19 protein-coding genes and 2 pseudogenes are annotated in these 21,648 nt (G+C 64.3%); 8 read left to right on the top strand and 13 right to left on the bottom strand.

What is annotated here, in order from left to right; all coding sequences use genetic code 11:
• Window positions 1-2: 2 nt before the first annotated feature.
• The 6 genes and pseudogenes from phnK to phnG all read right to left on the bottom strand — a co-directional run bounded on the left by phnK (window position 3) and on the right by phnG (window position 4,274).
• Window positions 3-779, bottom strand: coding sequence for a phosphonate C-P lyase system protein PhnK (phnK, locus tag FJV80_RS27085; protein ID WP_095772421.1), 777 nt, complete (start codon window positions 777-779; stop codon window positions 3-5).
• Window positions 776-1,675: an alpha-D-ribose 1-methylphosphonate 5-phosphate C-P-lyase PhnJ gene (locus FJV80_RS27080; RefSeq protein ID WP_095772422.1), complete on the bottom strand. Its 900-nt coding sequence runs from the start codon at window positions 1,673-1,675 to the stop codon at window positions 776-778. Before FJV80_RS27080 ends, phnK begins: the two co-directional genes overlap by 4 nt.
• Window positions 1,672-2,090, bottom strand: a pseudogene (gene fosX / locus FJV80_RS27075) (FosX/FosE/FosI family fosfomycin resistance hydrolase). The gene FJV80_RS27080 and the pseudogene fosX overlap by 4 nt, the downstream one beginning before the upstream one ends.
• On the bottom strand, window positions 2,087-3,199 hold the full coding sequence (locus FJV80_RS27070; protein WP_142877891.1) for a carbon-phosphorus lyase complex subunit PhnI: 1,113 nt from the start codon (window positions 3,197-3,199) through the stop codon (window positions 2,087-2,089). Before FJV80_RS27070 ends, fosX begins: the two are co-directional and overlap by 4 nt.
• Window positions 3,200-3,201: 2 nt before the next feature.
• Window positions 3,202-3,813, bottom strand: coding sequence for a phosphonate C-P lyase system protein PhnH (phnH, locus tag FJV80_RS27065; protein WP_142877890.1), 612 nt, complete (start codon window positions 3,811-3,813; stop codon window positions 3,202-3,204).
• Window positions 3,813-4,274: a phosphonate C-P lyase system protein PhnG gene (gene phnG / locus FJV80_RS27060; protein WP_142877889.1), complete on the bottom strand. Its 462-nt coding sequence runs from the start codon at window positions 4,272-4,274 to the stop codon at window positions 3,813-3,815. The genes phnH and phnG overlap by 1 nt, the downstream gene beginning before the upstream one ends.
• Window positions 4,275-4,395: 121 nt before the next feature.
• On the opposite strand from phnG, the gene phnF reads away from it, so the two are divergent.
• Window positions 4,396-5,145 (top strand): phosphonate metabolism transcriptional regulator PhnF, encoded by a 750-nt coding sequence (gene phnF, locus FJV80_RS27055; protein WP_095772426.1) that lies wholly within the window; start codon window positions 4,396-4,398, stop codon window positions 5,143-5,145.
• Between the two features lie 15 nt (window positions 5,146-5,160).
• Here the strand turns inward: phnF and FJV80_RS27050 are convergent, their stop codons facing one another.
• From FJV80_RS27050 to FJV80_RS27025, 6 genes are all read right to left on the bottom strand, one after another.
• On the bottom strand, window positions 5,161-6,177 hold the full coding sequence (locus FJV80_RS27050) for a zinc-binding alcohol dehydrogenase family protein (protein WP_142877888.1): 1,017 nt from the start codon (window positions 6,175-6,177) through the stop codon (window positions 5,161-5,163).
• Between the two features lie 64 nt (window positions 6,178-6,241).
• On the bottom strand, window positions 6,242-7,210 hold the full coding sequence (locus FJV80_RS27045; protein WP_095772428.1) for an ABC transporter permease: 969 nt from the start codon (window positions 7,208-7,210) through the stop codon (window positions 6,242-6,244).
• On the bottom strand, window positions 7,207-8,760 hold the full coding sequence (locus FJV80_RS27040; protein ID WP_095772429.1) for a sugar ABC transporter ATP-binding protein: 1,554 nt from the start codon (window positions 8,758-8,760) through the stop codon (window positions 7,207-7,209). Before FJV80_RS27040 ends, FJV80_RS27045 begins: the two co-directional genes overlap by 4 nt.
• 153 nt (window positions 8,761-8,913) lie before the next feature.
• Entirely contained in the window at window positions 8,914-9,909 is a 996-nt protein-coding gene (locus FJV80_RS27035) for an ABC transporter substrate-binding protein (protein ID WP_095199574.1), read from the bottom strand.
• Window positions 9,910-10,239: 330 nt separating this feature from the next.
• On the bottom strand, window positions 10,240-11,238 hold the full coding sequence (locus FJV80_RS27030) for an aldo/keto reductase (protein WP_142877887.1): 999 nt from the start codon (window positions 11,236-11,238) through the stop codon (window positions 10,240-10,242).
• 62 nt (window positions 11,239-11,300) lie between these two features.
• Window positions 11,301-12,806: an altronate dehydratase family protein gene (locus FJV80_RS27025; RefSeq protein WP_142877886.1), complete on the bottom strand. Its 1,506-nt coding sequence runs from the start codon at window positions 12,804-12,806 to the stop codon at window positions 11,301-11,303.
• 253 nt (window positions 12,807-13,059) lie between these two features.
• Between FJV80_RS27025 and FJV80_RS27020 the strand changes: the two genes are divergently transcribed.
• The 6 genes and pseudogenes from FJV80_RS27020 (at window position 13,060) to gndA (ending at window position 18,908) form a co-directional block, all read left to right on the top strand.
• Window positions 13,060-13,950 (top strand): GntR family transcriptional regulator, encoded by an 891-nt coding sequence (locus tag FJV80_RS27020; protein ID WP_095787101.1) that lies wholly within the window; start codon window positions 13,060-13,062, stop codon window positions 13,948-13,950.
• Between the two features lie 122 nt (window positions 13,951-14,072).
• The gene (locus FJV80_RS27015) at window positions 14,073-14,429 is read left to right on the top strand and encodes a DUF2946 family protein (RefSeq protein ID WP_095787100.1); all 357 of its coding nucleotides are present in this window, start codon (window positions 14,073-14,075) and stop codon (window positions 14,427-14,429) included.
• Window positions 14,430-14,526: 97 nt separating this feature from the next.
• The gene (locus FJV80_RS27010; RefSeq protein WP_095772435.1) at window positions 14,527-15,066 is read left to right on the top strand and encodes a copper chaperone PCu(A)C; all 540 of its coding nucleotides are present in this window, start codon (window positions 14,527-14,529) and stop codon (window positions 15,064-15,066) included.
• Window positions 15,067-15,105: 39 nt separating this feature from the next.
• Window positions 15,106-15,625: pseudogene (locus FJV80_RS27005) on the top strand (YcnI family protein).
• 76 nt (window positions 15,626-15,701) lie between these two features.
• The gene (locus FJV80_RS27000) at window positions 15,702-17,315 is read left to right on the top strand and encodes a copper resistance CopC/CopD family protein (protein WP_179296405.1); all 1,614 of its coding nucleotides are present in this window, start codon (window positions 15,702-15,704) and stop codon (window positions 17,313-17,315) included.
• A gap of 165 nt (window positions 17,316-17,480) precedes the next feature.
• Window positions 17,481-18,908, top strand: coding sequence for an NADP-dependent phosphogluconate dehydrogenase (gene gndA / locus FJV80_RS26995; protein WP_095792574.1), 1,428 nt, complete (start codon window positions 17,481-17,483; stop codon window positions 18,906-18,908).
• On the opposite strand, the gene FJV80_RS26990 is transcribed toward gndA, so the two are convergent.
• Entirely contained in the window at window positions 18,905-19,957 is a 1,053-nt protein-coding gene (locus tag FJV80_RS26990; RefSeq protein ID WP_095772439.1) for a LacI family DNA-binding transcriptional regulator, read from the bottom strand. The two genes, gndA and FJV80_RS26990, sit on opposite strands and share 4 nt — an antisense overlap.
• A 407-nt stretch (window positions 19,958-20,364) precedes the next feature.
• On the opposite strand from FJV80_RS26990, the gene FJV80_RS26985 reads away from it, so the two are divergent.
• Window positions 20,365-21,603, top strand: a complete 1,239-nt coding sequence (locus tag FJV80_RS26985; RefSeq protein WP_095787095.1) for an ABC transporter substrate-binding protein — start codon at window positions 20,365-20,367, stop codon at window positions 21,601-21,603.
• The last annotated feature ends 45 nt before the right edge of the window (window positions 21,604-21,648 follow it).

Genomic DNA, 21,648 nt, shown 5'->3' with positions numbered 1-21,648 from the left:
CGCTACACCTGCAAAATGGAGGAAACGAGAAGCTGCGTATAGGGCGCCCGCGGGTCGTCCAGCACGCGGTCGGTGAGGCCGCTTTCGACGACGCGGCCGTCCTTCATCACCATCATGCGCTGCGACAGCAGGCGCGCCACCGCGAGATCGTGGGTGACGACGATGGCCGCGAGGCCGAGATCGGTGACCAGCCCGCGCAAGAGATCTAGCAAGCGCGCCTGCACCGAGACGTCAAGACCGCCGGTCGGTTCGTCCATGAACACCAGCCGTGGGCCGGTGACGAGGTTGCGGGCGATCTGCAGGCGCTGGCGCATGCCACCGGAAAAGGCACGTGGCTCGTCGTCGATACGGTCTTCCTCGATCTCGACGCGCGACAGCCAGTCGACGGCCGTGGCGCGGATCTTGCCGTAGTGGCGGTCGCCGACCGCCATCAGCCGTTCGCCGACGTTGGCGCCGGCGGACACCGTCATGCGCAGGCCGTCGGCCGGGTTCTGGTGAACAAAGCCCCAGTCGGTGCGCATCAGGAAGCGGCGCTCGGCCTCGCTCATGCGGTAGAGCTCGCGGAACTGGCCGTCGCGCATGCGGTAGCTGGCGGTGCCCGACGACGGCAGCAGCCGCGTCGACAGGCAATTGAGCAGCGTCGTCTTGCCGGAGCCGGATTCGCCGACGACTGACAGGACTTCGCCCGGCCACAGGTCGAAGGAGACGTTGTCGCAGCCGACGCGCGAACCGTAGAATTTGGAGAGCGCCGAGACGCGCAGCAGCGGTTCGTCGGTCATTGTGCCGGCTCCATTTTTTCGGAAGCAAGATGGATTTCCGGAGCAAGATGGCCGCGATGGCCCTCTTCGCGCCGCTTCTCGCAATGGTCGGTGTCGGAGCAGACGAACATGTGGCCGCCATGGTCGTCGAGGATGACCTCGTCGAGATAGACATTCTCGGCCGCGCACAGTGCGCAGGGCTGGTCGAAGGTCTGCACCTCGAATGGATGGTCCTCGAAGTCGAGGCTGACGACATCGGTGAAGGGCGGCACCGCGTAGATGCGCTTCTCGCGTCCGGCGCCGAACAGCTGCAAGGCCGGCGAGCGGTGCATTTTGGGATTGTCGAATTTCGGCGTCGGCGAGGGGTCCATCACATAGCGGCCCTCGACCTTGACCGGATAGGCATAGGTCGTGGCGATGCGGCCGTGCTTGGCGATGTCCTCGTAGAGCTTCACATGCATGAGGCCATACTCCTCCAGCGCATGCATCTTGCGCGTTTCCGTCTCGCGCGGTTCGAGGAAGCGCAGCGGCTCGGGGATCGGCACCTGGTAGACCAGCACCTGGCCCGCGGTCAGCGGATGTTCGGGGATGCGGTGGCGGGTCTGGATGATGGTGGCGCTGGCTGTATCGGTGGTGACAGCGACATTGGCGACTTTCTTGAAGAAGGCGCGGATCGACACCGCATTGGTGGTGTCGTCAGCGCCCTGGTCGATGACCTTCAGCACGTCATCGGGGCCGATGATCGAGGCGGTGACCTGGACGCCGCCGGTGCCCCAGCCATAGGGCATCGGCATCTCGCGCGAGGCGAACGGCACTTGATAGCCGGGAATGGCGATGCCCTTGAGGATCGCCCGGCGGATCATCCTTTTGGTCTGTTCGTCGAGATAGGCGAAGTTGTAGGTGGCGATGTCGGTCATGATGCGACCTCAAGTCCTTTGGCATAGCGCGCCAGCCGCTCGGTGAGCGTGCCGGTGTGCAGTTCGAACATGTGGTTGTCGTCGTCGTAGAAATAGATCGAGCGGCCTTCGCCCTCGACGCGTGGGCGCGGCGGGCGCATGTCGAGGCCTAGCTTGCCGACGCGCTCGGCGTAGCGGTCGAAATCGGCGTCATCGATCTTGAAGGCAATGTGGTTGTAGCTGCGTTCGTTAAGCTTCTCGCCTTGCATGATGGCGATCCAGATGTCGCCGATCAGGAGAATTTTTCGCGTGACAGCGAGAACTGCTCGGCGTCGCTGGCATAGACCTCGCGCGCGTCGAAGACGCCCTCGAGTATCCTCGTCATCCGCTCGAGGTCGCGAACGATGAAGGTCATGTGGGACAGGCCTTCGATCATTCCGCGGCCTCCCGCTTCTCTTCTACCTTCGCGGGGTTTTCGCGGGCCTCGTATTCGGCGCGCATGCGGCGCACGAGGTCGAGTTCGGCCTGGAAGTCGACATAGTGCGGCAGCTTCAGATGCTCGACGAAGCCGGTCGCCTGGACATTGTCGGAATGCGAGATGACGAATTCCTCGTCCTGGGCGGCGGCGATGATGTCCTCGCCGAGCTCGGAGGCGCGCAGGGCGCGGTCGCAGAGCGCCATGGCCATCGCCTTGCGCTCGCTCTGGCCGAAGACCAGGCCGTAGCCCCGGGTGAATTGCGGCGGCGCCTTGGCCGAGCCCTTGAACTGGTTGACCATCTGGCACTCGGTGACCCGCACCGTGCCGAGCGGTGCTGCGAAGGGCAGTTCGGGAACATCGAGTTCCAACTCGACCTCGCCGATGCGGATTTCGCCGACAAAGGGATGGTTGCGGGCATAGCCGCGCTGGGTGGAGTAGCCGAGCGCCAGAAGAAAACCTTCATCGCCACGCGACAGCGACTGCAGGCGGATGTCGCGCGCCATCGGGAATTCCAGCGGCTCGCGGGTGATGTCGCCGGGCACATGGTCCTGCGGCATCTCGCCATCCGGTTCGATCAGGCCTTCGCGGGCGAGGATCGCCGAGACGCGTGGCATGGCCTGCGCTTCCGTCTCGCGCCGCAAGGGTTCGGCGACATCGGCGCCGGCGGCAAGCCCGGGGTCGAGCAGCCGGTGCGTGTAGTCGAAGGTCGGGCCGAGCAACTGGCCGCCTGGCAGGTCCTTGTAGGTTGCCGAGACGCGCCGTTCGACCAGCATGGCGCCGGTGTCGATCGGCTTGCTGTAGCCGAAGCGCGGCAGCGTGGTGCGATAGGCGCGCACCAGGAAGATCGCCTCGATCATGTCGCCGCGCGCCTGGACGATGGCGAGTGCCGCGAGTTCACGGTCGTAGAGCGAGCCTTCGCTCATCACCCGGTCGACGCCGAGCGCCAGCTGTTCGACGATCTGGTCGAGGCGCAGTGCCGGCACCGAACGGTCGCCGCGCCGGCGATCGGCGAGCAGGCTGTGGGCGTTACGAATAGCGGCTTCGCCGCCTTTTACCGCGACATACATCTTCAAGCCTCCATCGTCTTGATGCGCGTCGTGCGCGGCAGGCAGGCTATGCCTTCGGATGTGGCGAGGATGATGTCGACGCCGCGCGGAAAGCGCTGGATATTCTGCTTCCACTGCTCGATGAAATGACGCGGCATCTGCGCCGGCGCGATGGTGGCGCTGATTTCGATGCCGGGCCCCTCCAGCAGCAACGGAGTGCCTGAAACGAGGTCGCTGACCTGCAGGATCAGGGTGGTCGACCGGTCTGGATAATCCTGCGTTCCCTGCGCAAAGCCGTCGAGCGCCATCATCTCGGCCGGCGAGGCGACAAAGGCGAAATGCGCGTCGGCAGGCGTGTTGGCCAGCGGCGCGCCGGTGTGGAAACCAAGCCAGGAGCCGATCGCGGCGGAGGCGTGCAGGGCCGGGTCGAGCCAGAGCGGCGTGTCGTTGTCGCACAGCGCCAGTGCCACGGCGCCGGCGGTTGCGGAAAGCGGCGCCGGCGGGCGGGCCAAGGCCGGCAGAGGCTGCACGCTGCCTGGCCGCGCCATCGCGTCCATGACCGCGCGAAACACCGTCTGGGCGTTGAACACCGGGTCGGCGAAACCGCCCTCGATCGATTGCGCTGCGATATCCATCAGTCTTCTCCGCGAACCATGGTGAAGAAATCCACCTTCGTTGCCGCCGTCTCGGCGCGTCGTTTTTCTTGGGCAGTCGCTAGCGCCGACCTCAAAGGCGCGATCAGCCTGGTCTCGACCTCGGCGCGGCGCGCAGGGTCCTGCCAGAGCGCATCGGCGATCGCCGCCAGCTTCGCCTTCTGCTTGTCGCGGCCAAGCGCGTAGCAATGGCCAACCTGTCCGGACGGCAGCCGGACGGTGGCGCGGGTGACGGTAGCCTCGCCGACATTGAACGGTGCGCCGCCGCCGCCGATGCGGCCGCGCAACGTCACCAGCCCGGTCTCGGGACCGCGCAGCAGTTCGGCTTGCGAAGGCAGGCCGGCTTCGTTCCAGAGCCGGACGATGTCGTCGCCGCTCGATTGCGCCAGGGTCGCCATCGCGGCTTTGCGTCCGGCCTGGTCGCGGGCTTCCTGTCCTCGCATCGGCAGCATTCCTCTTCGCTAAATTTGTCTATTGATATAGACAACTATACAAATTATACATATTACCTAGCGCGAGTCCATGACGAGTGGATGACAGGGGACGGAAGGCAGGGGCCAACTCATGATAGGGCGACAGGAAGCCGACAGTATTGAACGGCGCAGCGGCGTCTCGCTGTGGCGGCAGATCGCCGACAGGATCCTGCAGGCGATCGCCACCGGCGATTTCGCCGAGAATGCCGCGCTGCCGCCGGAGGTGGCGCTCGCCGAGCGCTATGGCGTCAATCGCCACACGGTGCGCAGCGCCATATCGGCGCTTGTGCAGGAAGGTGTGCTGCGGGCCGAGCAGGGGCGTGGCACCTTCGTATTGTCTCGCAAGCGGCTGTCCTATCCGATCGGGGCGCGCACACGCTTTTCAACGGGCCTGCAGGGACAAACCTCGGAACGGCACATCGTGCTGCTTGCCTCGTCGGTCGAGCCGGCCAGCCCGCGTGTCGCCGAAGGGCTTGGCCTTGCCAAGGGCGCCGAGGTGATCCGGCTGGAGACACGCGGTGAGGCCGATGGACGGCCTGTGTCACGTGCTGCTGGCTGGTTCGATGCCAGGCGCTTTGCCGGCATCGACAAGGCGATGGCTGAGACTGGCTCGATCACCGCGTCGCTGGCCCGCTTCGGCATCGACGATTATCTCAGGCAATCGACCGTGCTGTCGGCACGCCATGCCGATGCGGCCGATCTCGCCGACCTCGACCTGCAGCCAGGCGCCATCGTGCTGGTCACGGTGGCCGTCAACATCACGCCGGACGGTCAGCCGATCCAGTTCTCCGAGTCGCGCTTTCCGGCGGAGCGGGTCGAGCTCAAACTGTCGGCGCTGTGAGCCGAGTTCTGCCGCCTATCCGATCTCGATCACGGCCTTGATCAGGCCGGATTTCTCATGCGCCCAGCGGGCGAGATCGCTCGGCGTATCGGCCAGCGTCGTGCGGTGGGTGACCAGCTTGGCCAGGGGCACGGCGCCGTTGCGGATCGAGTCTGCGACATGATCGAAATCGGCACGCAGTGCATTGCGGCTGCCGACCAGCGTCATTTCGCGTTTGTGGAATTCAGGGTCGGAGAAGACGATGTCGTCCTTGACGACGCTGACCAGCACCAGTGTGCCGCCATGCGCGACATGGCCGAAAGCCGACTGCACCGACCGGGTGTTGCCGGTGGCGTCGAAGACCACGTCGAAGCCTTCGCCCGCTGTCGCTTCCTTGACCAGATCCGGCAACGCTCCGCGCGAGCCGTCGAGGATACTGAAGCCAAGTTCGTTTTCGGCGAAAACGAGACGTTCACTGCTCATGTCGAGCAGCGTCACGTCGAGCCCGGCAATGCGGGCGAAGATGGCGTTGCCGAGCCCGATCGGGCCGGCGCCGATGACCAGAGCGCGCGCGCCGGGATCGGCACGGGCGCGACGTACCGCGTGCGCGCCGATGGCCAGGAATTCGACGGCGGCTGCGTCGGCCAGCGACAGGCCATTGGCCGGATAGAGATTCTGCGCCGGGACAAGAATGCGTTCGCACATGGCGCCGTCGCGATGGACGCCCAACACCTCGATCTTGACGCAGCAATTCGGTTTGCCGTGCCGGCAGGCGATGCACTTGCCGCAGGAGAGGTAAGGGTTGATGACGACCGGTTCGCCGACGGCAAGATCGACGCCCTCGCCGGTCTCGATGACGGTGCCGGAGACTTCATGGCCCATGATGCGGGGGTAGGCGAGGAACGGGTGCTTGCCTTCGAAAATGTGGTAGTCGGTGCCACAGATGCCGACATGGCTGACCGCGACCAGCGCCCAGCCGGCAGGGGGCGCGCCGGGCGCGGGGCGGTCTTCCAGGATGAGTTCCCCGGGCGAGCGGCAGATAACGGCTTTCATGTCTCAGTCCGATTGGGTTTCCGACCTGTCTTCACGCCGGGCCGGAGATCGATTTCAGCAATGGTCACTTGCCGCCGCGGCGGCGCAGACCGTCGAAATAGACGATGACGATGATCAGCACGCCAGTGATGATGCGCTGCCAGAAGGCGTTGACGTTGAGCAGGTTGGCGCCGTTGTTGATGGTGGCGAGAATGAAGGCGCCGAGCAGCGGGCCATGCACCGAGCCGACCGCACCGAACAGCGAGGTGCCGCCGATGACCGAGGACGCGATCGCCTGCAGTTCCCAGCCCTCGGCCTGGGTCGGGTTGCCGATGCCGATGCGCGAGGCCAGGAGCACGCCGACAAAAGCCGCGCACAGGCCCGACAGCGTGTAGGCCATGTAGATGGTGCGCTGGACATTGACGCCGGAGAGGCGCGAGGCCTCGGCATTCGAGCCGACCGAGAAGAGGTAGCGGCCCCAGCGGCTGTGATGCAGGAAAATGTAGGCCGGAATGCCGACCAGGATAACCATCCAGAACAGATTGGGCACGCCGAGGAAGGAGTTGCGCGAGAATTCCTGGAAGGCGTCATTGTTGATGGAGATCGAGTTGCCGTTGGTCATCAGAAGGCCGATGCCACGCAGCGAGGTCAGCGTCGCCAGCGTGATGATGAAGGGCGGCAGGCCCATCTTGACGATGCCGAAGCCGTGGAACAGGCCGATGGCAACGCCGACCAGCAGCGTGATCGCGATGGCGAGGAAGACCGGTATGCCGGCGTTGATCAGCATCGCGGCAATGACGGTGGCAAAGCCGACCACAGCGCCGACGGACAGATCGATGCCGCCGGTGATGATGACGAAGGTCTGGCCGACCGCCAGGATGGCGATCATCGAACCCTGACGCAAAAGGTTCGAGATGTTGTTGGCCGAGGCGAAGCTCGATGTCGACAGCGACAGGATGACCCAGAGCAGCACCAGCAGCGCCAGCAGCGTCAGCCCGAACAGGGCGTTGTAATTGCGCTTGGATTTTTCGGCAGGGATCGCCTCGGTGCTCATATCTTTCCTCCCAGCTTTTCTTGTTTCTCGGCGAGCGCCTGTGTGAGAATTTCCTCGTGATCGGCGGTGCGGAATCCGTGTGTCGCCACCAGCTTGCCGCGGCGGAACACATGCAGCGTGTCGGCCAGCTCATAGACTTCCGGCAGGTAGGACGAGATCAGGATGATGCCGGCGCCCTTCGACAAGAGCGCGCCGAACAGGCGGTAGATTTCGGCCTTGGTGCCGACATCGACGCCGACTGTCGGCTCGTCGAAAATGAACAGCTTGGCGCCATGCGCCAGCCATTTGCCGATGACGATCTTCTGCTGGTTGCCGCCCGACAGGCTGGAGGCCAGCGCATGGCGTGTCGGCGTCTTGATGCGGAGATCGGCGATCTGGCGGTCGGCCTGGGCCTTCTCCTGCGCGCCGGAGATCAACAGGTTTTTGGAGATGCGCTTGTAGATCGGCAGGTTGAGATTGAGGCCAACCGGCAAATTGAGGCAAAGGCCCTGGTCGCGGCGGCTTTCCGGCGCCAGCGCCATGCCGAGCCTGATCGCATCGTGCTCCGAATTGACCTGAACCGGCTTGCCTTCCCACAGGATCTGGCCGGCCGATTTGCGATGGCGGCCGTAGAGCGTGGTGACGAATTCGCTGCGCCCGGCGCCGATCAGCCCGTAGAGCCCGACGATCTCGCCGGCGCGGACGGTCATCGAGACATTTTCGAAGCCCTTGCCCGACAGGTTCCTGGTCTCCACGATCGCGGCACCCGGCGTGAAGTGCTCCTTGTGATAGACCTGCTCGATCGAGCGGTTGATCATCAGCTTGACCAGTTCGGCATCGTTGGTCTCGGCGATGTTTCTGGTGCCGACCAGCGTGCCGTCGCGCAGCACGGAGACGCGATCGGCGAGCTCGAAGACCTCCTCCATGCGGTGGCTGATGTAGATGATGGTCACGCCCTCGGACTTCAGCCGACGGATCAGCGTGAAGAGCTGGTCGGCCTCCTTGCGGGTCAGGTAGGCGGTCGGCTCATCGAAGATCAGGAATTTGGTGCCGCGCACGGTGGCGCGGGCGGCGGCGATCAGCTGCTGCTGGCCGATGGTGAGGTCGCCGAGCATGACATGCGCCGGCAGGTCGAAGCCGAGATCGTCGATGATCTTCTGCGCTTCCTTGACCATGACGCGCTGCTGCAGGATGCCGAAGCGCGAATTCTCCTCGCCGAGGAACATGTTGGCGGCGACCGTCAAATGACGGCAGAGCACGACTTCCTGGTGCACGGCGTTGATGCCGAGCGCCATCGCCTCATGCGGGGTCGCCAGCGCCGCCGGATTGCCCTCCCAGATGACCTCGCCGGAGGTGCGCGGCATGACGCCGGTGAGAAGCTTGATCAGAGTGGATTTGCCGGCACCGTTCTCGCCGACGATGGCGTGGATTTCGCCCGACTTGAAGGCCAGCGTCACCGGCTTCAGCGCATGGGTGCCGGGATATTTCTTTTCGAGGCCGCGCAGTTCGAGGATCGTCCTGCCAGGCTCCAGCACAGGGGCGGGGTGCAGGTCTTGAGCCGTCGATGTCATGACAATCCTCCCTGATTGGCCTCACGATCTGGGCCCGCGGCGGGCTTCGAAATGCCTGCCAGGGCAACCTAGCCCAGGTTGCCCTATTTCCAAACGACGTCGCTGTCGTTTCCGGGGCACGAGGCCCCGGAAACAGTGCGTCTCAACCGAGGCTTAGTTGAGCTTCGGATTGAGCAGGGCGTCGATCTTGGGATCCTTCATGTTGGCCTTGGTGACTAGGTTGGCGCCAGTGTCGACATTGGCCTCGACCTTCTCGCCCTTCGAAGCGGCGAGCGCGGTCTTGATGCCGTCATAGCCCATCCGGTAGGGATCCTGGACGACGAGGCCGGAAATGACGCCGTCATTCAGGAACTTGATCAGCTTCTCGTCGCTGTCGAAGCCGATCAGGCCGACCTTGCCGGCAAGCTTGTTCTCGGCGATCGCCTGGCCGACGCCCTGCGCCATGATCAGGTTGGAGGCGAAGATGCCCTTCAGGTCCGGATTGGCGGTGATCAGGTCGGTCGCGATGTTGAGGCCGGTGGTGGCCTGGCCGTCGGCATATTTGTCGGCGATCAGTTCGAGGCCGGGATACTTGGCCTTGAGCTGTTCCTTGAAGCCCTGGGCGCGCTGCTCGAGCGAGCCGGCGCCAGGCAGTGCGGTGATCAGGGCAACCTTGCCTTCGACCTTGCCGCCATTGGCCGCGCCGATGGCTGCCGCAAGACCGTCCGCGGCGACGCGGCCGCCCTGGACGTTGTCGGTGGTCAGGAACGAGGTGAAGGCCTTGGAGTCGGCGCCGGAGTCGATGCCGATGACCTTGACCTTGGCCGCTGCCTCGTCGATCGGCTTGCCGAGCGCCTTGGCTTCGGTCGGCGCGATGACGACGGCGGCCGGGTTGCCGGCGACGGCGTTCTCGAGGATGGAGATCTGGCCGTTGACGTCGGTTTCAGCCTGGGCGCCGAGTTCCGGCACGTTGACGCCGAGATCCTTGCCGGCCTTGCGGGCGCCGGCGAGCACGATCTGCCAGTAGAAGGACGTGGTGTCCTTGACGATGATCGGAATGGTCACATCCGCCGCCGAAACCGGCGCTGAGTGCATGACGCCGGCGAGCATCGACGCTGCTGCCAGGGCCATGACGGCGCGGCGGTTGAGAATGCTGGTCACGAATTTCATAGGATACCTCCCTAAGTCGCCCGGTGAACGTTACGGAAGCTCCGTTCGGATAGGCGTGGCCCAAACAGAACTTTATCAATAAAAAACATTTACGCTGTTTTGATAGTGCATCGATCTGGACGATGCAAGCGGTGTTTCGCACCTGATTCCCATGTCAGGCACGGACACAATCACGCGCCCCTCCTCCCTGGACGCAGCCGAACGCTCCCGTTTCGTGAATACATGGAATATTAATTCCATCTGTTAGTCAATATGGAACATTCATTCTTTCCGCGGAGTCGCGCATTTGTGAAGCCGAGCCTCGCCTGTCAACGCTGGCGGACGCCGGCTTCACGCCAGGCCCTGCACCACCGTGTAGGGACGATATTTGGCGTATTCCGTCTCCGCCACGTTGATGTCGAGCAGTTCGAGGTTACGTGTCAGGTTTGCCAGTTTGGCGGTACCGGTCAGTACGGTGGCGACCACCGGCTCGTGCAGGGGAAACTGGAAGGCGGCGGCGGCCAGCGGGTAACCGCCTTCGCCGGCGATCTTCTCCATGGCGTCGACCCGATCGAGCATATCGCGGCTGGCGGGCTGGTAGTCGAAATGCGCGCCTTGCACCGGCCCGGTCGCCAATATGCCGGAGTTGAAGACGCCGCCGATCACCAGCGACGTCTGTTGCGCCCGGCACAGCGGCAGCAGTTCGGCTTCGGCGCTGCGGTCGAGCAAGGAATAGCGGCTGGCGAGCAGGATGCAGTCAAGCGGCGCCCGGCGCATCACGTCAAGGCAGATCTGGACTTCGTTGACGCCGAGACCATAGGCGGAAATCGTGCCGGCCCGCTTCAACTCCTCGAGTGCCTTGAGCCCGCCATCCATGAGCTGGCGAAAGTGCAGCTTGGTCTTCTCGACCCCATGCGTGTAGGCGCCGATGTCGTGCACATACAGGATATCGATTTTGTTCAGCCCAAGCCGCGCATAGCTGAAGTCGACCGACCGCATGATGCCGTCATAGGAATAGTCGTAGTCGAGCGCGAAGGGCAGCGGATCGACATAGGAGTGGTCGGGCACCTGGTCTTCTGGCACCGGCCGGAACAGGCGGCCGACCTTGGTGGACAGCACGTAGGAATCGCGCGGCTTGTAGCGCAGGAAGTCGCCGAAGCGGCGTTCCGACAGGCCGAACCCATAGAAGGGCGCGGTGTCGAAATAGCGCATGCCCGCCTCCCAGGCGCCTTGCAGCGTCTCCATCGCCGCCTCGCGTGAACAGGCGCGGTAAAGGCCGCCGATCGCGGCGCCGCCGAAGCTGACTTCGGTGACTTCGAGCGCCGTGCTGCCGATGCGGCGTTTTTCCATGCAAACCCTCCCCGTTGCCGGCCGCTGTCCCGCCCGGCAGTTCTACCACATATGCGTTGAATTCAGAGCGTCGCGCCGAGATGCCAGGGCACGAACTCGTTGTCGCCATAGCCGAAATCCTCGCTCTTGGTCTTGCGGCCGGAAGCCGTCTCGACGATGAGTTCGAAGATCTCGCGGCCCATGCCGGCGATGGTCTTTTCGCCCGAGGCGATGACGCCGCAATTGACGTCCATGTCCTCTTCCATCTGGTGATACATGGTCGAGTTGGTGGCGACCTTGATCGACGGTGTCGGCCGGCAGCCGAAGCAGGAGCCTCGGCCGGTGGTGAAGACAATGACGTTGGCGCCGCCGGCGACCTGGCCGGTGGCCGAGACCGGGTCGTAGCCGGGCGTGTCCATGAACACCAGTCCGCTGCCGGTGACTTTCTCGGCATAGCCGAACACGCCATTGAGCGGCGTCTGGCCGCCCTTGGCGACCGCGCCGAGCGACTTTTCCAGGATGGTGGTGAGGCCGCCGCGCTTGTTGCCGGGCGAGGGGTTGTTGTCGATCGAGGCGCCATGCTTGGCGACGTGATCTTCCCACCACTTCACGAAATCGTCGAGCTTCTGCGCGATCTCCGGCGTTGCCGCGCGATAGGCGAGCAGATGCTCGGCGCCGTAGATTTCCGTGGTCTCGGAGAGGATGCCGATGCCGCCGACGCCGGCCAGGATATCGACGGCGGCACCCAGCGCCGGATTGGCGGTGATGCCCGACATGCCGTCCGAGCCGCCGCATTGCAGACCGACGACGATCTCGCTGACCGGAATCGGCTCGCGCTTCAACTGACCGACTTCCTCGGCGATCTCGGCCAGCACGGCCATCGCCTTCTCCACCGATTTGCGCGACCCGCCGGCGTCCTGGATGTTGAAATGGCGTTTTCCCGCGGCAACACCCTTCTGGCCATAGAGGGTGAGCTGGTTGACCTCGCATCCCAGGCCGACCATCAGCACGCCGCCGAAATTCGGGTGGCGGGCATAGCCGGCAAGCGTGCGGTGCAGCACCATCATGCCGTCGCCAGTGCCGCTCATGCCGCAGCCCTGACCGTGGACGATCGGCACGAAACCGTCGATGCCGGGATATTTCGGCAGCAAGGTCCGGTTGGCGGTGTCGGCGATGGAATGGCAGACCGTGGCCGAGCAATTGACGCTGGCGATGATGCCGATGAAGTTGCGCGTGCCGGCGCGGCCATCGGCGCGGCGATACCCCATGAAGGTGCGGGCGCGGTCGGCCGCTGTCGCATGCTCGGCCTCACTCGGCGGCACCACCGGCAGGCGGCCGGCCTCGAACACCAGATTGTGCGAATGGACATGCTCGCCCGGTGCGATGTCCTGCGTGGCGCGGCCGATCGCCTGGGCGTATTTGACCACGGCTTCACCGGCAGCAATCGGCTTGATCGCCACCTTGTGGCCGGGCTCGATGACGGCGGTGGCAAGCGCGCCGCCCGGCAGAGCCGTGCCGATCTCGATGCGGCCATTGGCAACGGCGACATTGTCGGCGGGGGACAGAAGAATGGTGTTCGAGACGTTCACGGGCGGTTTCCTGGGTGATCCTGGGATGCGCGGATTGACACGCGCTTGTTAAGAGTTAATGTCTTTTATCGTGAAAAAACAGTTTTGCGTCAATTGTTTTTTCACGGGCGTTCCGCACGCCTCTGGCTGGCGGCGGCGCTGCAAACAATGGACCGTGCCCCGGCGAAAGCAATTCCTGCTTTTCAGGGTCGTGGGAACGTCATATTGCGCTTCAAGCCGGCCGCCGCAAGCGCCGGCATGAATGGGTCAGGGGATGTCCAAGAGCAACAACGTCTACAAGGACGCCTATAACAGGTGCCTCAGGCTGCTCGACGAAACGCGCAGCCTGCCGTCGGAACCGGAACTGGGCACGCTGCTGGGCGTCAGCCGCACGACCGTGCGCAGCATCCTGGCGCGCATGGAGGAGACCGGGCTGATCGCCTGGAACAAGCGTGCCAAGACAGTGCTGCGCGATCCGCGACCCGACGATTTTTTCCCCGAGGAAGAGACAGACACACTGGCCGAAATCATCGAGCGGTCGTTCATGCGGCGCCTGCTCGCCGGCGGCGCCGAGGCCGGCATGCAGATCAACGAGCTTGAACTGGCGCGCGAGATCGGCGTCGGCACCACCAGCGTGCGCGAGTTCCTGATCCGCTTCTCGCGCTTCGGCCTGATCGAGAAGCGCCGCAACAGCCATTGGGTGCTGAAGGGCTTTACGCGGGCTTTCGCGCTCGAACTGACCGAGATCCGCGAGATGTTCGAACTGCGCTCGGCGGCTGCCTTCGCCGCCCTGCCGCAGGACAGCCCGGTTTGGGCCGATCTCGACCGCCTGGAGGACGAACATCGTCTGCTGGCACGAGAGATCGCCACGCGCTTCAACGCGTTTTCCGAGCTGGACGAGCGCTTCCACCGGCTGATCCACCGGGCCTCGCACAACCGTTTCATCGTCGATTTCTACGACGTCATCGCCATGATCTTCCATTACCACTACCAGTGGAACAAGGCGCAGGAGCGCGAGCGTAACGAAGTCGCGGTCGGCGAGCACCTTGCCTATATCGAGGCGCTCAAATCGCGCGACCTCGGCAAGGTCGACGCCGCCTGCCGCAAGCACCTGAAGTCGGCGCGCCAGACGCTGTTGACCTCCATCCCCTTGCAGAAATCCTGATCGCGCCGCGTTGCCGCAGCATCGAATTGGCGATTTTCGACCTGCCGCTGCCATGATAGGTATCCTTCCAGGAGTTGCTTGAAGAGGCAGATGGCTTGAACCGCCGGGGGAGACGCTGGAGCATGCCGACCGCGCTTGTCGCGGCCTGCCTGCTGCTGCTTCAGTCGGCGCTCGGCGCGTTCGCCTTCGTAACCGGGCCGAATGCCGCGCAGCTCGACGCCTTCGGCAATGTCATCTGTACCCACGACGGTGCCACCCAGCTTCCCGGCGGTGACCAGCACCCGTCGCATCTGCCGGCCTGCTGCGCGCTTGGCTGCAGCATGTTTTCATCCGCCTTTGCGCCGCCGCCCGACGCCGGGCTGGCCCTGGCCAGCCTTGCATTCGAAGCGGTCGCCTTCGTTTTTCCGGTGAGCATCCACCTCGACTTCGCGCGCGAACGCTCGCCGTCGAATCCGCGCGCGCCGCCACTGGTGGCCTGAGCTTGCTCGCCCGGCGGAACCTTTCGCGGGCGCACCCATCCAAAGATCAAACGGCTCGCGACCGGCAACGGCGCGATAATCACTTCATGGAGCAATCATGTCCCATTCTTCCCCCATAGCGGCAGGCACTCTGTTCAGCCGCATTCTGTCCCACGTCCAGGAGCGTCTCGGCACTGCCGTGGTGGCCTTGGCAATCATGCTCGCCGGCGCCCAATCCGTCCTGGCGCATGAGTTCAAGGTCGGCGATATCGAGATCGGCCATCCCTGGTCACGCGCCACGCCGATGGGCGCCAAGGTGGCCGGCGGCTATTTCACCATTACAAACAACGGCAGCGCACCGGACCGGCTGCTGTCGATTTCGTCCGACATCTCGGACAAGGCCGAACTGCATGAGATGGGTGTCAAGGACGGCGTCATGACCATGCGGCCCGTTGTCGGCGGCCTGGAGATTCCACCCGGCGGCAAGGTCGTTTTGGGTCCCGGCAGCTATCATGTGATGTTCATGGATTTGAAGCAGCCACCCAAGCAAGGCGAGATGTTCGCCGCCACGCTGACCTTCGAAAAGGCCGGGACGGTGACGATCAAATTCGCCGTGCAGGCCATTGGCAGCGCGGCGCCCCAAGAAGACAACGACTGAACCGGCCGTCGTACCGATCAGAATTCTAGAGGGACCATCATGAACAAGTATCTTTTGGCGGCCGGGGCGATTCTGGCTTTGGGGACAAATGCCGCCTCCGCGCATATCACACTCGAAACCCAGGAAGCGGCGGTCGGCTCGACTTACAAGGCGGCGCTGCGGGTGCCGCATGGTTGCGACGGCAAGGCGACGACCGCCGTGCGCGTGCAGATCCCGGAAGGGGTGATCGCGGTGAAGCCGATGCCGAAACCCGGCTGGACGCTGCAGACCAAGAAGGGCAAATATGAAAAGTCCTTATCAGCTCTATAGCCAAGCGCTGACCGACGGCGTCAAGGAAGTCGACTGGAGCGGCGGCAATTTGCCGGATGAATTCTATGACGAGTTCATCTTCCGCGCCACGCTGACGGCGGATCTGCCCGTCGGCCAGAAGCTCTATTTCCCAGTGGTGCAGGAATGCGGCGATGCCGTCGACCGCTGGATCGAGATCCCGGCGGCAGGGCAGGATGAAGACGCGCTGGAGACCCCGGCGCCCGGCATCAAGCTCACATCGAAGAAATAGTTTGTCCCCTGGCGCGCTCTGCTTGCCGGAGCGCGCCGCAGCCTCGTGGCCTGGCATGACCGCAACATCTTCCCGGATGGTCGATACCAATAGCAAGCGCGTCGGCCGGATTGCCGGCGGACTGCTGGGCTTGCTCATGGCGGTTATCTTCGTAGCCTCGACCAGCCAGGCCTTTGCCCATGCCGCGCTGATCAAGACCGACCCGGCCGACGGCGCCGTGCTGGCGCAGGCTCCGGCACAGTTCTCACTGACCTTCAGCGAACCGGTTTCGCCCTTGGTGCTGACATTGGTGAAACCCGACGGCACGCCGGTTGGGCTGACATCCTTCCGCCTCACCGACCAGACGCTCGAGATCGACAATCCGCAAGCGCTCAAATCCGGCACGCATGTGCTGAGCTGGCGCGTCATTTCCGCCGACGGCCATCCGGTCGGCGGCTCGCTGCTGTTTTCGATCGGCGCACCAAGCGAACCACCCGCCGTGTCCGAAGCGGTCGACTGGCCGTCGCGGTCGGCGATCTGGATCGGCAAGATCTTTCTCTACATCGGTCTTTTCCTCGGTGTCGGCGGCGCCTTCGCCCTTGCCTGGCTGGCGGGCAACGGACGCGCCGGCCAGCGTTTTGTCGCGGCCGCGATCCTGTGCGGCCTGATGGCGGCACCCCTGTCGCTCGGCTTTCAGGGGCTCGATGCACTCGGAGCACCGCTCTCCCATCTGGCGCAGCCGGTGATCTGGCGGACCGGGCTCGGCACCTCCTTCGGCTGGACGGTGCTGGCCGCCCTGACCGCGCTGGGGCTCGGTTTGCTTTCGTTGGCCGGACCGCGTGTACTCGCCAGGCCATTGGCGCTCGCCGGCCTCCTTGGCGTCGGCGTCGCGCTTGCCGCCAGCGGCCACGCCAGCGCGGCCGAGCCGCAATGGCTGACGCGGCCGATGGTGTTCGTACACGGTATCGGCATTGCCTTCTGGGGCGGCGCGCTGGTGCCGCTCGCTCTCGCGCTGAAGCGCCAGACGCCGGGCGCCGTCGCGTTCCTGCGCCGGTTCTCCTGCGCGATCCTGCCTGTGGTCGCCGTGCTTGCCGCGGCCGGCATCGTGCTTGCCGTCATTCAGGTGCAGACGCCCTCGGCGCTGGCCGGCACCGCCTATGGCCGGCTGCTGCTGGTCAAGTTGGCGCTGCTGGTCTTTCTGTTCACGCTGGCCGCGGTCAATCGCTGGAAACTCACCGCTTCCGCCGAGGCGGGCGCTACGGAGGTGCAGCGCAGGCTCACCCGTTCGATCGGCGTCGAAATGCTAATCGTGCTGGCGATCTTCGGCGTTGCCGCGGGCTGGCGCTTCACGCCGCCCCCACGGGCGCTGGCGATCGCGGCGGCGCAGCCGGTCTCGCTCCACATCCACGCGCTGGAGGCGATGGCAGATCTCAGCATCACGCCAGGCCATGCCGGGCCTGTCGCGGCCTCGATGATCATCATGACCGGCGATTTCGGGCCGCTTGACGCCAAGGAGGTGACGCTGGTGCTGTCGAAGCCCGATTCCGGCATCGAGCCGCTGAAGCGCGCGGCGACGAAGCCCGGCGACGGCAGCTGGCGTGTCGACAACCTCGTCATTCCGGTTCCCGGGCGCTGGACTGTGCGCATCGACATCCTGGTCTCGGATTTCAAGATGGTGAAGATCGAAGCGCCTGTGGACGTCCGGCCGTAGCCGACAGATGTGATTGTTGTCGAACGGCCTGCATTGTGCAACCGCAACACAATTCGGCGAGGCGGTTGACGCGGCCCGAAAGGCCCGTCAATCATCCCGGGAAGAACGGGCATCCGGCAAAATCGCGGGCTCCAACCAACAAGATCCGAAAGCAGGGAAGAAACGATGGAAAAAGCCGAAATCGGCCTGATCGGCCTTGGTACGATGGGCTCCAACCTGGCGCTGAACATCGCCGAGCACGGGCACCGCATTGCCGTCTTCAACCGCACCCGGGCACGCACCGACGCCTTCGTCGAGAATGCCGGCGCGCTGAAGAACATGGTTGTGCCCTGCTACAGCCTGGAAGAACTTGCCGCCGCGATCCGGCCGCCGCGCCCGATCATCATCATGGTGCTGGCCGGCAAACCGGTCGATGAACAGATCGAAGCCTTGCGCGGCGTGCTGTCCGGCAATGACATCGTCATCGATGCCGGCAACGCCAATTTCCGCGATACGATGCGGCGCTTCTCCGAACTGTCCGGCTCGGGCCTGACCTTCATCGGCATGGGCGTGTCCGGCGGCGAGGAGGGCGCGCGCCATGGCCCGTCGATCATGGTCGGCGGCACGGAGGATTCGTGGAAGCGGGTCGAAAAAGTGCTGACCGCCATCTCCGCCAAGTTCAAGGACGAACCCTGTGCCGCCTGGCTCGGCACCGATGGCGCCGGCCACTTCGTCAAGACGATCCACAACGGTATCGAATATGCCGACATGCAGATGATCGCCGAAATCTACGGCATTCTGCGCGATGGCCTGGGCATGGGCCCGAAGGACATCGGCGCGGTGTTCTCCAACTGGAACAAGGGCCGGCTGAACTCCTACCTGATCGAGATCACCGCCAAGGTGCTCGCCGCCGACGATCCCAAGACCGGCAAGCCGGTGGTCGACATCATCCTCGACCGCGCCGGCCAGAAGGGCACCGGCAAATGGTCGGTCATCGAGGCGCAGCAACTCGGCATTCCGGCGACCGCGATCGAGGCGGCCGTGGCGGCCCGTGTGCTGTCGTCGATCAAGGACGAGCGGCTGGCGGCCGAGAAAGCCTATGGCAACATCGGGGTATCGAAGATTTCCGGCGACAAGGATGCGCTGCTGAAAGATCTCGAACTGGCGCTGTTCGCCGGCAAGATCGCGGCTTATGCGCAGGGTTTCGCGGTGATGAGCGGCGCCTCGAAGGAGTTCAACTGGAACCTGCCGATGCCAACCATCGCCAGGATCTGGCGCGCCGGCTGCATCATCCGCTCGCAGATGCTGGATACGATGGCCGAGGCCTTCAGCAGCGGCGGCGCTTCGACCAATCTCTTGATGGCGCCCGCTTTCATCAGCTTGATGCAGGAAGCGCATCCGTCGCTGCGGCGTATCGTGGCGAGGGCTTCCGAGGCCGGTGCGCCGGTGCCGGCGCTGTCTTCCGCACTTGCCTATTTCGACAGCTATCGCCAGGGCCGCGGCACCTCGAACCTGATCCAGGCGCAGCGTGACTTCTTCGGCGCGCATGGCTTCGAACGCATCGGCGAGCAGGGTGCCTTCCACGGTCCGTGGGGCAGTGGCGCTGCCGGTTAGTCCGGGGAGCGATTGTAGGCCAGGACCTCGCCCGGCACGCTGAGACTTTGCAGGGAGCCGGGTGCGGCGCCGCTGATCCAACCGAGCACGGAGCGGGCGAGTTCGGAGCCCGCCAGCCGGAAGTTCTCATTGACGATCAGCAGTTCGGGCCGGAACAGATGCAAAAGGTCCGATGACTGCTTGGAGACGATGTCGACGTCGCGGCCAAGCTTGAGGCCGGCATCCTCGATGCCGGCGACGAGCGCAAGGGTGGCGGCGGCGGCGCTGCTGACAAAGCCGTCCGGCCTGATGTCGCGGCGCATCAACTGCGCGGTCCTCGTCCTGATCTGTTCGATCGAATGGTCGATCGATACGGTGCTGAACGGGATCTCGCTGGCGCCAACCTCGCTCAGCGCATCGGCAAAGCCGTTTACCGTATGGCCGTAATAGGTCAGTCCGACGGGTGGCGTCAGCAAAGCAAGCTTGCGGCGTCCCATGCTCGCAAGGCGCCGTACGGCTTCGACCGCGAAGGCGTGATTGTCGAAATCATGATAGGGGTGGACCAGCCCCATCTCGGTGCGGCCATGCGTGGCAAACGGAATGCCGCGCTCCAGCATGTAGCGGGCCCGGGGATCGTTCGGCTGCGTGCGTGAAATGATGACGCCGTCGGCCGAGCCGGTCTCGACCAGGTAGCGTATCGGGTCGAGCGGATCCTGCGAGCGCGAATAGGGCGTGACGATCAGATGGTAGGGCGTGTCGGCAATGACTTCCGAGACGCCGTAGATGATGTCGGAGACGAAACTCATGATCTCCTGCTCGGTGTTGAGCACGAGGCTGATGACATTGGTCTTGCCGGTTCTGAGCCTGACGCCGGCGCGGTTCGGGCGGTAGCCGATCTGCTTGGCGACGAGCTGGACGCGGCGCCTGGTTTCGGCGCCGATCTCAGGGGCATCCTTCAAGGCGCGCGACACGGTGGTGACGCCCAGCCCGGTCATGAAGGCAAGCGTCTTCAGCGTTGGCCGCTCCTGCGCCGACGCTTCCTCGTTCTTTTCCGTATTCCGTCTGTCCATTCGTCCCGCCCATCAGGCGCATAGCAGCCGCAGGCCGGGTCGGCAATCGCCGTGATTGGCGGCGTGGCATGATTTCAAGCCCGGCAATCCGTCAATATACTGAAACGTTACAGATTGCCAATTGCACCGCGCTGGCGGGCGAATTCGCAGGACGACATGGAGTCGCGAATTCCCTTGAGAATCCAGAGCGAAACGCCGTCTTGGCGACGCTCTTTGCCGGCTTTCACGAACCTTTTCTTATTTTGCACTGCAATTGCTCATATTGCGGCGCACAACGACAAGCTCGCTCGGCAGATTTTATTCGCGACTCGAAAAAATATCGAACGGTCTCCACGCCTGGGGTTGCGTCATCCACGCAATTGCCGTATCGAAAATCTGTAACGTTTCAGATTCTGGGAGGAACCGAAATGCGATACAAACTTTTGACCGCTGCCCTGGCGGCCACGGCAGCGCTGCAGTTCGCCGGCCCGGCCGCCGCGACGGATCTGGAAGTCACTCATTGGTGGACTTCCGGCGGCGAGGCGGCGGCGGTTGCGGAACTCGCCAAGGCATTCGACGCCACCGGCAACCACTGGGTCGACGGCGCCATTGCCGGCTCCGGCGGCACGGCACGGCCGATCATGATCAGCCGGATCACCGGCGGCGACCCGATGGGCGCCACCCAGTTCAATCACGGCCGGCAAGCGGAAGAACTGGTGCAGGCCGGCCTGATGCGCGACCTGACCGATGTCGCCACCAAGGGCAAGTGGACAGAGGTCGTACGACCGAAGAGCCTGCTCGACAGCTGCACCATCGGCGGCAAGATTTATTGCGTACCCGTCAACATCCACTCCTGGCAGTGGCTGTGGCTCTCGAACGAGGCCTTCCAGAAGGCCGGCGTGCCGGTGCCAAAGGACTGGAATGAGTATGTGGCCGCCGCCCCGGCGCTCGAGAAGGCAGGCATCGTGCCGCTGGCGGTGGGCGGGCAGGCCTGGCAGTCGTCCGGCGCCTTCGACGTGCTGCTTGCAGCGGTCGGCGGCACCGACACCTTCCTCAAGGTCTACAAGGACAAGGACGCCAAGTTCGCAGCCGGCCCCGAAGTCGCCAAGGTGTTCAAGGCGGCCGACGATGCGCGCAAGATGGCCAAGAACACCAATGTGCAGGACTGGAACCAGGCCACCAACATGGTTATCACCGGCAAGGCCGGCGGCCAGATCATGGGTGACTGGGCGCAGGGCGAGTTCCAGGTTGCCGGCAAGACTGCCGGCAAGGACTATACCTGTCTTCCCGGCCTTGGCCTGAACGAGGTGATCGCCACGGGTGGTGATGCCTTCTATTTCCCGGTGCTCAAGGATGCCGACAAGTCAAAGGCGCAGGAAGTCCTGGCCGAAACCTTGCTCGATCCCAAGACCCAGGTCGCCTTCAATCTCAAGAAGGGCTCGCTGCCGGTGCGTGGCGACGTCGACCTTAACGCTGCCAATGACTGCATGAAGAAGGGTCTCGCCATCCTGGCCAAGGGTGCCGTGATCCCATGGACCGATCAGCTGCTTTCGCAAGACAGCCAGAAGCAGAAGGAGGACCTGTTCTCCGAGTTCTTCGCCAAGCCCGAGATGACCGTGGAAGAGGCGCAGAAGCGCTTCGCCGACATCATCGCCACGGCGGACTGATACCGCCGGCAACTCCCTTCCTCCCGGTCTGGTGAACTCCAGGGC

It is taken from the genome of Mesorhizobium sp. WSM4310, from assembly GCF_007003935.1.
Taxonomy (GTDB): domain Bacteria; phylum Pseudomonadota; class Alphaproteobacteria; order Rhizobiales; family Rhizobiaceae; genus Mesorhizobium.
Note: the sequence above shows the minus strand (reverse complement) of the source record. Positions and strands in the feature narration are given on the sequence as shown.